Here is an 8,487-nt window from a genome sequence, read left to right on the forward strand (position 1 = left end):
GGCGACCGGGGCGCGCAGCGGCACACCGGCGTTGAGCAGCGACAGCGTCGAGGCGCAGACCGAGCCCATCGAGGTCGAGCCGTTCGAGCCGAGCGCCTCCGACACCTGGCGGATCGCGTAGGGGAACTCCTCGCGGTTGGGCAGCACCGGTGCGAGCGCGCGCTCGGCCAGGAAGCCGTGCCCGATCTCGCGACGCTTCGGCGACCCGACGCGGCCGGTCTCACCGGTCGAGTAGGGCGGGAAGTTGTAGTGGTGCATGTAGCGCTTGGAGGTGGTCGGCGACAGCGAGTCGATCTGCTGTTCCATCTTGAGCATGTTCAGCGTGGTGACACCCATGATCTGGGTCTCACCGCGCTGGAAGATCGCCGAGCCGTGCACGCGCGGGATGACCTGCACCTCCGCGTCGAGCGGACGGATGTCGGCGAGCCCGCGGCCGTCCATGCGCACGCCCTCGGACAGCACGCGGGTACGGACGATCTGCTTCGTCAGCGACTTGTACGCACCCGAGACCTCACCGGCAGCCGATTCGGGAAGTGTACCCGCCTCGATGGCAGCGGCGACCTCGGACTTGACACGATCCTTGACCTCGTCATCGGCGCTCTGGCGCTCGAGCTTGTCGGCGATCTGGTAGACCTTCTCGAGGTCCGTCGTCGCGGATGCAGCGATGAAGTCGTACGTGCCCTGCTCGTAGGCGGGGAAGACCGGGTAGACGCCCGGAGCCTTCGACGAGTGCGAGGCCATCTCGGCCTGTGCTTCGACGAGCTGCTTGAGGAAGGGCTTGGCCGCCTCCAGACCGCCGGCGACGACGTCTTCGCTGGGCTTGACCGCGCCACCCTTGATCAGGTTCCAGCTGTTCTCGGTAGCCTCAGCCTCGACCATCATGATCGCGACGTCTTCTGTGCCGTCAGCCTTCTTCACGACGCGGCCGGCGACCATGAGGTCGAACACGGCCTCTTCGACCTGCGCCTGGTTCGGGAACGCGACCCACTGGTCGGCGTGCTCGCCCTGGCCGGGAATGAGCGCGAGGCGCACACCGGCGATCGGGCCCGAGAACGGCAGACCCGAAATCTGGGTCGACGCGGATGCGGCGTTGATGGCCAGGGCGTCGTAGAACTCGCCCGGCGCGATCGACAGCACCGTGATGACGACCTGAACCTCGTTGCGCAGACCGTCGACGAACGACGGACGCAGCGGACGGTCAATCAGACGGCACACCAGGATCGCCTCTGTCGAGGGGCGGCCCTCGCGACGGAAGAACGAACCGGGGATCTTGCCTGCAGCGTAGGAACGCTCTTCGACGTCGACGGTCAGGGGAAAGAAGTCAAAGCCTTCACGCGGGTGCTTTCCCGCACTGGTGGCGGAGAGCAGCATGGTCTCTCCGTCGAGGTAAGCCGCAACCGAACCCTGGGCCTGCTGAGCGAGGCGACCGGTTTCGAAGCGGACGGTACGAGTGCCGAAGCGACCGTTATCGAGAACGGCCTCGGCGGCAGTGATTTCAGGACCTTCCAAGAGGTCTCTCCTTCTTTGTTTAGGCTCGCCCATCCGTGTGATGAGCGAGCGTACATGCAATATGGGATGAACTGCGCACAGCAGTCCGATCACAGCCTATCAGCGCCAGCAAGATTCCTACGCTGATCTGGGAAGACACCGCCATCGGCCGGTCATGCGCCGTTCACCCGGTGGCAAGGCGCACGTCCGGTTGCGTGGTTGGAATCGAGCTATGCGCATGACAGTAATCGGATGCGGCTATCTCGGTGCCGTACACGCCGCGGCAATGGCTTCGATCGGGCACGAGGTCACCGGTATCGACGTCGATGAGGCGAAGATCCGCTCTCTGGCCGCGGGCAAGGCTCCCTTCTTCGAACCGAAGCTCGTCGAGCTGCTCACGGCAGGACTGGACAGCGGCACGCTGACGTTCACGACAGACATCGCCGCAGCCGCCGAGGCGGACGTGCACTTCATCGCCGTCGGCACGCCGCAGCTCGCCGGCGAGCACGCGGCCGATCTGCAGTACCTCGACAGCGCGATCGCCGCGCTCATTCCGCATCTTCGTTCCGGCGCGATCGTCGCTGGCAAATCCACCGTCCCCGTCGGCACCGCCGCACAGTTGGCCGAGCGCATCGCTCCCACGGGCGCGACGCTGGTGTGGAACCCCGAGTTTCTGCGTGAGGGATGGGCCGTGCACGACACTCTCACACCAGACCGCATCGTCGTCGGTGTGCGCGACGGCGACGAACATGCCGCGGATGCGCTTCGCGACGTGTACACCTCTGCCGTGGCGTCCGGCACACCGTTCCTCGTCACCGATCTGGCCACCGCCGAGCTCGTCAAAGGCGCTGCCAACGCATTCCTCGCGACGAAGATCTCGTTCATCAACGCCATGGCGGAGATCGCCGAGACTGCCGAGGCGGATGTCGCACTCCTCGCGGACGCCCTGGGGTACGACTCCCGCATCGGACGACGGTATCTCGGAAGCGGCATCGGCTTCGGCGGCGGATGCCTGCCCAAAGACATCCGCGCGTTCGCCGCCCGGGCCGAAGAGCTCGGACGCGGCGAGTCGGTCGGGTTCCTCCGTGAGGTCGACGCCATCAATCTGCGTCGGCGCGACCGCGCCGTGCAGTTGGTCGTCGACGCTCTCGACGGTCACGTCTTCGCCCGCCGCATCGCCGTGCTCGGCGCCGCCTTCAAACCTTTCCGCGACGATATCCGCGACTCCCCCGCGCTCGACGTCGCCGTGCGGTTGCGTGGTCTGGGGGCCGACGTGGTCGTGACCGATCCGGCGGCGCTCGCCAACGCCGCCGCGGTCCATCCGCAGCTGGCCTACGAACCGCTCAGGGATGAGGCGCTGCGCGATGCGGACGCCGTCGTGATCGTGACCGAATGGGACGAGTACCGTCGAGAACTCGATCCTGTGCACGCCGGTTCGCTCGTCGCCCGGCGCATCATGATCGACGGTCGCAACTGTCTCGACGCCGAGACCTGGCGCAGCGCCGGATGGAATTACCGAGGCATGGGACGGCGCTGATCGGGGCGCAGCGCGGGCGGGGCCCGGTTCACCCGACCTCGACGCCGCGCATCGACGACGAGCGGCCGATGAACACATAATCGTCGTGCTTGGCCACAAGTCCGTCACCGGCGACTCTGCCGCGCAGGCGTCGCCAGGCCCAGGGCAGCGCGTGCTGACGCCACCAGGCTGCGGTGGTCGTGGCATCCGCGTCATGCAGCACCTGATCCAATGCACCGAGCGTCTCGGCGTGCGGAACCGCGAGGATCTCGCCCGCGCGATACGCCAGGAATCGGTGCCCGCGACTTCCCAGGTGCACGAGGTCGGCGCCCCAGTTGGGGCGTGCGCCGAGCGAGGGGTACAGGTCGGTGTCCAAGAGCATCGCCCCCGTGCGGTGCGCGATGTCAACCAGCCCGCTCGAGAACTCGGCGAAGCGCGCGGTGAAGAGCCGCGCCGCACGGCGGTCCGGCAGGAAAGGCGTCAGCAACAGCACATCGGCGCCGTCGCCGCGCAGCGTCGCGACCGCGTTCTCGAGTTCCGCGAGGAGCGCTGGGACATCGGCGTGTGCCTTCACGAGATCATTCGCGCCGATCAGGATCGAGACCAGATCGGGTCGCAGTTGCCGCGCACGGGTGAGCTGTTCGCCGCACACATCGCGCACACGCCGTGACCGTACCGCGAGGTTGGCGTAATACAAGCCGCTTCGTCCCGCCAGAAGCTGCGACAGTCGATCGGCCCAACCGCGAAGCGCGCCGTCCGGTGCCGGGTCGCACAGCCCCTCTGTCAGGGAGTCGCCCAGCGCCACGTAGCGTCGCCAGCGCCGTCCGTCGACGACGGGCGCCTGTTCCGGACGTCTGCTGCGCGTCACGCGCACCAGACGATCCACGCCGTGCAGCGTGATCGCCTCGTCGAAGTGCCCCACCAGCTGTTCGCACACCGCCTGCCAGCTTCGTCCTTCGACGGCTGTACGCCCGGCCCGACCGAAAGCTCGACGCTTGCGGACGTCACCGGCAAGATCGCTGACGCGCATTCGCAGGTCGCCGAGATCGCCCGGCCGGTACAGCCAGCCGTCGATACCCATGCGCACGAGGTCGAGCGGGCCGCCGCGTCCGGTTGCGACGATCGGCACGCCACTGGCGTGCGCCTCCTGCAGGGTCTGGCCGAACGTCTCGCTCTCGCCGGGATGCACGAAGATATCGAACGAGGCCATAGCCTTCGCCAAGGCGTCACCGTCGAGGTGTCCGAGAAACACCGCCTTCGGCATCAGCGCCTCAAGTCGCGGCCGCGACGGCCCATCGCCGACGATCACGATCCGCACTCCCGGCAGGTCAGCGATCGCCTGGAGATCCTCCACCTGCTTCTCGGCTGCCAGCCGACCCACGTAACCGACGGTCACCTGCTCGGCACCGTCACGCTGCCAGTGCTCGTCGCGCCGCATGGGGTGGAAGCGCTCGGCATCCACCCCACGACCCCACCGGCGGATGCGGTCGACGCCCAGGGCCCCCAACTGCTGCTCGGACTCCGTCGACGGCGCCAGCGTGAGAGTCGCGCGATGGTGAAGTCGCACGATGTGGTTCTGCGCGAACGTCGTCGCCTGCGCGACACGGTATCGCTGAGCGTAAGCGGCGATATCGGTCTGATAAGCCGCCACCGTCGGGATCCCCCGCCTCGAAGCGGCGACGACACCGCGCCATCCGAGAGCGAAGGGCGAGGCGAGGTGCACGACGTCGGGACGGAAGCGCTCCAGCGATTCGCCGACGTAATGGGCGGTGGCCGCTCCCACGCGTACGTTGCGGTACCCCGGAAGCGCCAGGCTCGTCACCGGTTCGATGACAGCGCCATGCAGCCGGCGCGGGATGCCCACCGCGTTCGGAGCGATCACATGAGCCTCATGGCCCACGCGTTCGAGATGCTTCAGGATCTGCACCACAGACCCCGTCACACCGTTCATGTGCGGCAGGAACGACTCGGTCACGATCGCGACTCTCACGGCTTCAGAATGCCGGGTCATGCCACCACCACGACGCAGAAACCGGCGGGGAAACCGAGAGTTCACCTGTTGCACGATCTTCCGTCACCGGCGGTCTTCGCTTTGGTTCCCGTTCATGTTCGAGACGCACAGTGAGGGCGTGCTCACGGAACTTCTCGATGGTGCTGCGACCGGGCCGTGGGGATTGATCGTCATGTCTCTGCTCGTCCTCGGCGACGCATTCCTGGTCGTTGTGCCGGGAGAGATCGCCGTCACCACAATGGGCGCCGTATCGATGGCCTCGGGCACCCCGCCCCTGTGGGCTGTGATCGGATGCGCGGCCGTCGCCGCCGCCGCGGGCGACCTGCTCTGCTACGGACTCGGCCGTTGGGTAGGCACCGAGCGCTGGCAGTGGATGCGCGCCGAGCGCTTGCAGAGAGCACAGCGGTGGGCGCGCGACCGCCTGGACTCGCGGACGGCCCTGGTGCTCTTCACCGCGCGGTTCATTCCGTTCGCGCGGCTGGCGATCAACCTCGTTGCCGGCGCCACGCGCATTCCGCTGGGCCGGTACGCGGGCCTCGTGCTCGTCGCCGCATCCGCCTGGGCCGCCTACCAGGCCGCGGTAGGCGCGATCGTCGCGGCATTCATCCCGGGAGCACCGATCGTCGCAGTCGTCATCGCTGTCGTCGTGGCGATCGTCCTCGGAGCCGTGATCGATTTCTTCATCAACCGCCGTCGCCGATCGCGCGAATCATCGCCCCGCACGGTCTCGTCAGACTAGGCTGACCTCATGAGCACCGAAGAAGGCGCCGCCTCCCCCTCGGAGGAGATGAAGCGCAAGTTCAAGGAAGCGCTCGAGAAGAAGAACGCACATCACCGTGAAGGTGAGTCGCATCTGGACGGCGATTCCGCTGTTCATGCGGCGAGCGCGCCGCAGACGCGGCGCGAGTTCCGACGCAAGAGCGGTTGACCGCGAAGAGGACCGTCCTGGTAGGGGCGGTCCTCTCACTTCGTCTTCTACTCCCCTGCCAGGCCGCCGAGCAGGTGCCCGAATGAGCGACCTTCGCCCAGATAGGTGGCCGGGTCGAACGGGTCGCTCGATTCGGCGACGTCTTTGCGAGCGACGGCGGAGGCGAGCTCAGCCGCCCCCTTCTCGACCCGCTTGGCCAGCGGCGCGACCTCGTCACCGGATCCGCCCCAGTCGCTGGAGGCCGCGAAGACTCCCGTCGACACAGTCTCGGCGTGCAGGTAGGCGAACAGCGGGCGAATGGCGTAGTCGATCGCGAGCGAGTGTCGCGGTGTTCCCGCGTTCGCACCGATCAGCACCGGCTTTCCGGTCAGCGCATCCGGGTCGAGCACGTCGATGAACGATTTGAAGAGCCCGGAATAGCTGGTCGAGAAGATCGGCGTGACCGCGATGATCGCGTCGGCCGAGTACACGGTGTTGATCGCCGACTCCAACGCCGCAGGAGCGAAGCCGGTGAGGAGATTATTCGTGATGTCGTGGGCGAGATCACGAAGCTCGATCACGTCGACACCGGCTTCGACCTCACGCTCGGCGAGCTGCTTCACGGTCTCTGCCGCGAGCCGATCGGCGAGCATCCGCGTCGAAGACGGGTTGGACAGACCGGCCGAGATGACCGCTATGCGTCGCGTGCTCATGCTCATACGTCCTTTCGTGCGAGGCCGAACGCCGCCCCAGCGGGAGCCGGGGTGTCCTGATACGGAGAGTCAGCGGTGAGGTTGTCTCCCCGGTTGGCACCGGGGCGTGCCTGACGCGTGGGGCCATCACCGTACACAGCGGCGACACGGGCAGCGTGGGTCGGAGCATCCGGCACGTTCGCCGGGCGGTTCTTCGCCAGCTCGCGCCGCAGCACCGGTACGACCTCGTCGCCGAGAATGTCGAGCTGTTCGAGCACGACTTTCAGCGGGAGACCGGCGTGATCGATGAGGAACAGCTGCCGCTGGTAGTCGCCGTAGTGATCGCGCATACCGGCATACCGATCGATCACCTGCTGCGGCGAGCCGACCGTGAGCGGCGTCATCTCGGTGAAGTCCTCCATGCTCGGGCCGTGGCCGTAGACCGGGGCGTTGTCGAAGTACGGGCGGAACTCATTCACGGCATCCTGCGACTTCGCACGCATGAACACCTGCCCGCCGAGCCCGACGATCGCCTGCTCGGGGGCACCATGGCCGTAGTGCGCGAAGCGCTGGCGGTACAGCTCGATGAGACGCTGGTAGTGCTCCTTGGGCCAGAAGATGTTGTTCGCGAAGAACCCGTCACCGTAGTAGGCGGCCTGCTCGGCGATCTCGGGGGTGCGAATCGAGCCGTGCCAGACGAAGGGCGCGATTCCGTCGAGCGGTCGCGGCGTGGAGGTGAAACCTTGCAGCGGCGTGCGGAATTTCCCTTCCCAGTCGACGATGTCTTCGTGCCACAGCTTGTGCAGCAGCGCGTAGTTCTCGATGGCGAGGGGCAGCCCCTGACGGATGTCTTTGCCGAACCAGGGGTATACCGGACCGGTGTTGCCACGGCCGAGCATGATGTCGGTGCGTCCGTCGGAGATGTGCTGCAGCATCGCGAAGTCCTCGGCGATCTTCACCGGGTCGTTCGTGGTGATCAGCGTCGTCGAGGTCGAGAGGATGAGACGCTCGGTCTGGGCGGCGATGGCCGCGAGGGTCGTCGAGGGCGACGATGACCAGAACGGCGGGTTGTGGTGCTCGCCGACGGCGAAGACGTCGAGCCCCACCTCCTCTGCGTGTCTCGCGATCGTGATCGCGTCTTTGATCTTCTGGCCTTCGCTCGGAGTCTCACCGGTCACCGGGTTCTGGGTGATGTCGCTGACGGTGAAGAGGCCGAACTGCATACCTGAGGTGTCGGTGTGCTCGCTCATTGTGTGCTCCGGAGTTCTCGAGGCGGATGCTGTTCACACCCGAGTCTATGCAAATGAATGTAATTATGACAACAGCGCTCCGCTGAGATTATTCCCACCGCCGCAGGATAGCCTCAGACCATGAGCAGTACCCCCGAGAGCCCGAGCGGCCCGATCACCGGCAGCATCCCTCGTCCACGCCGGCGGGTTCCGTTCTGGGACAACGCGCGATACGCCTGCATCGTGCTCGTCGTGCTCGGCCATGCGATCCAGCGACTCACGTACGACTCCGACATCGCAATGGGGCTGTATCTGTCGTTCTACGCGTTCCACATGCCCGCGTTCGCGATCATCGCCGGGCACTTCTCCAAGTCGACACCGCCCACCAAGAAGCAGATGGCACGAGTCATCACTGACATCCTCGTGCCTTACATCATCTTCGAATTCCTGTGGACGCTGACGAAATGGTTCGTCGAAGGTCAGGCCAATCCGAACATCACTCAGCCCTCGTGGACTCTCTGGTTTCTGCTCGCACTCGGAATATTCCGTCTCGTCCTGCCCTACCTCGCTCTGCTGCGCTGGCCGCTCGCGTGGAGTGTCGTGATCTCGGTCAGCGCCGGCTACCTGACCAACGTCGACAGCAC

At 66.3% G+C, this 8,487-nt stretch carries 8 protein-coding genes; 4 read left to right on the plus strand and 4 right to left on the minus strand.

What is annotated here, in order from left to right; translation table 11 throughout:
* Nucleotides 1-1,509: polyribonucleotide nucleotidyltransferase (locus Q1J95_RS12135; RefSeq protein ID WP_300267878.1), on the minus strand; the 1,509-nt coding region annotated here is incomplete at its 3' end.
* A gap of 211 nt (nt 1,510-1,720) precedes the next feature.
* Between Q1J95_RS12135 and Q1J95_RS12140 the strand changes: the two genes are divergently transcribed.
* Nucleotides 1,721-3,025, plus strand: coding sequence for a UDP-glucose/GDP-mannose dehydrogenase family protein (locus Q1J95_RS12140; RefSeq protein ID WP_300267880.1), 1,305 nt, complete (start codon nt 1,721-1,723; stop codon nt 3,023-3,025).
* Nucleotides 3,026-3,053: 28 nt separating this feature from the next.
* Here the strand turns inward: Q1J95_RS12140 and Q1J95_RS12145 are convergent, their stop codons facing one another.
* Nucleotides 3,054-5,015 carry a GDSL-type esterase/lipase family protein gene (locus Q1J95_RS12145; protein ID WP_300267882.1) on the minus strand — a complete coding sequence of 654 codons (1,962 nt, stop codon included), beginning with the start codon at nt 5,013-5,015 and terminating at the stop codon, nt 3,054-3,056.
* Nucleotides 5,016-5,133: 118 nt separating this feature from the next.
* Between Q1J95_RS12145 and Q1J95_RS12150 the strand changes: the two genes are divergently transcribed.
* Nucleotides 5,134-5,754: a VTT domain-containing protein gene (locus Q1J95_RS12150; RefSeq protein ID WP_300267885.1), complete on the plus strand. Its 621-nt coding sequence runs from the start codon at nt 5,134-5,136 to the stop codon at nt 5,752-5,754.
* 9 nt (nt 5,755-5,763) lie between these two features.
* Nucleotides 5,764-5,943 (plus strand): DUF5302 domain-containing protein, encoded by a 180-nt coding sequence (locus Q1J95_RS12155; RefSeq protein WP_300267888.1) that lies wholly within the window; start codon nt 5,764-5,766, stop codon nt 5,941-5,943.
* A 47-nt stretch (nt 5,944-5,990) separates the two neighbouring features.
* Here Q1J95_RS12155 and Q1J95_RS12160 read toward each other — a convergent pair whose 3' ends face one another.
* Nucleotides 5,991-6,635 carry an FMN reductase gene (locus tag Q1J95_RS12160; RefSeq protein WP_300267890.1) on the minus strand — a complete coding sequence of 215 codons (645 nt, stop codon included), beginning with the start codon at nt 6,633-6,635 and terminating at the stop codon, nt 5,991-5,993.
* 2 nt (nt 6,636-6,637) lie between these two features.
* Nucleotides 6,638-7,864 (minus strand): LLM class flavin-dependent oxidoreductase, encoded by a 1,227-nt coding sequence (locus Q1J95_RS12165; protein WP_300267892.1) that lies wholly within the window; start codon nt 7,862-7,864, stop codon nt 6,638-6,640.
* A 120-nt stretch (nt 7,865-7,984) separates the two neighbouring features.
* Here Q1J95_RS12165 and Q1J95_RS12170 point away from each other — a divergent pair.
* A partial coding sequence (locus Q1J95_RS12170) for an acyltransferase family protein (protein WP_300267894.1) occupies nt 7,985-8,487 on the plus strand: 503 nt, incomplete at its 3' end.

This window comes from Microbacterium sp., assembly GCF_029263575.1.
Taxonomy (GTDB): domain Bacteria; phylum Actinomycetota; class Actinomycetes; order Actinomycetales; family Microbacteriaceae; genus Microbacterium.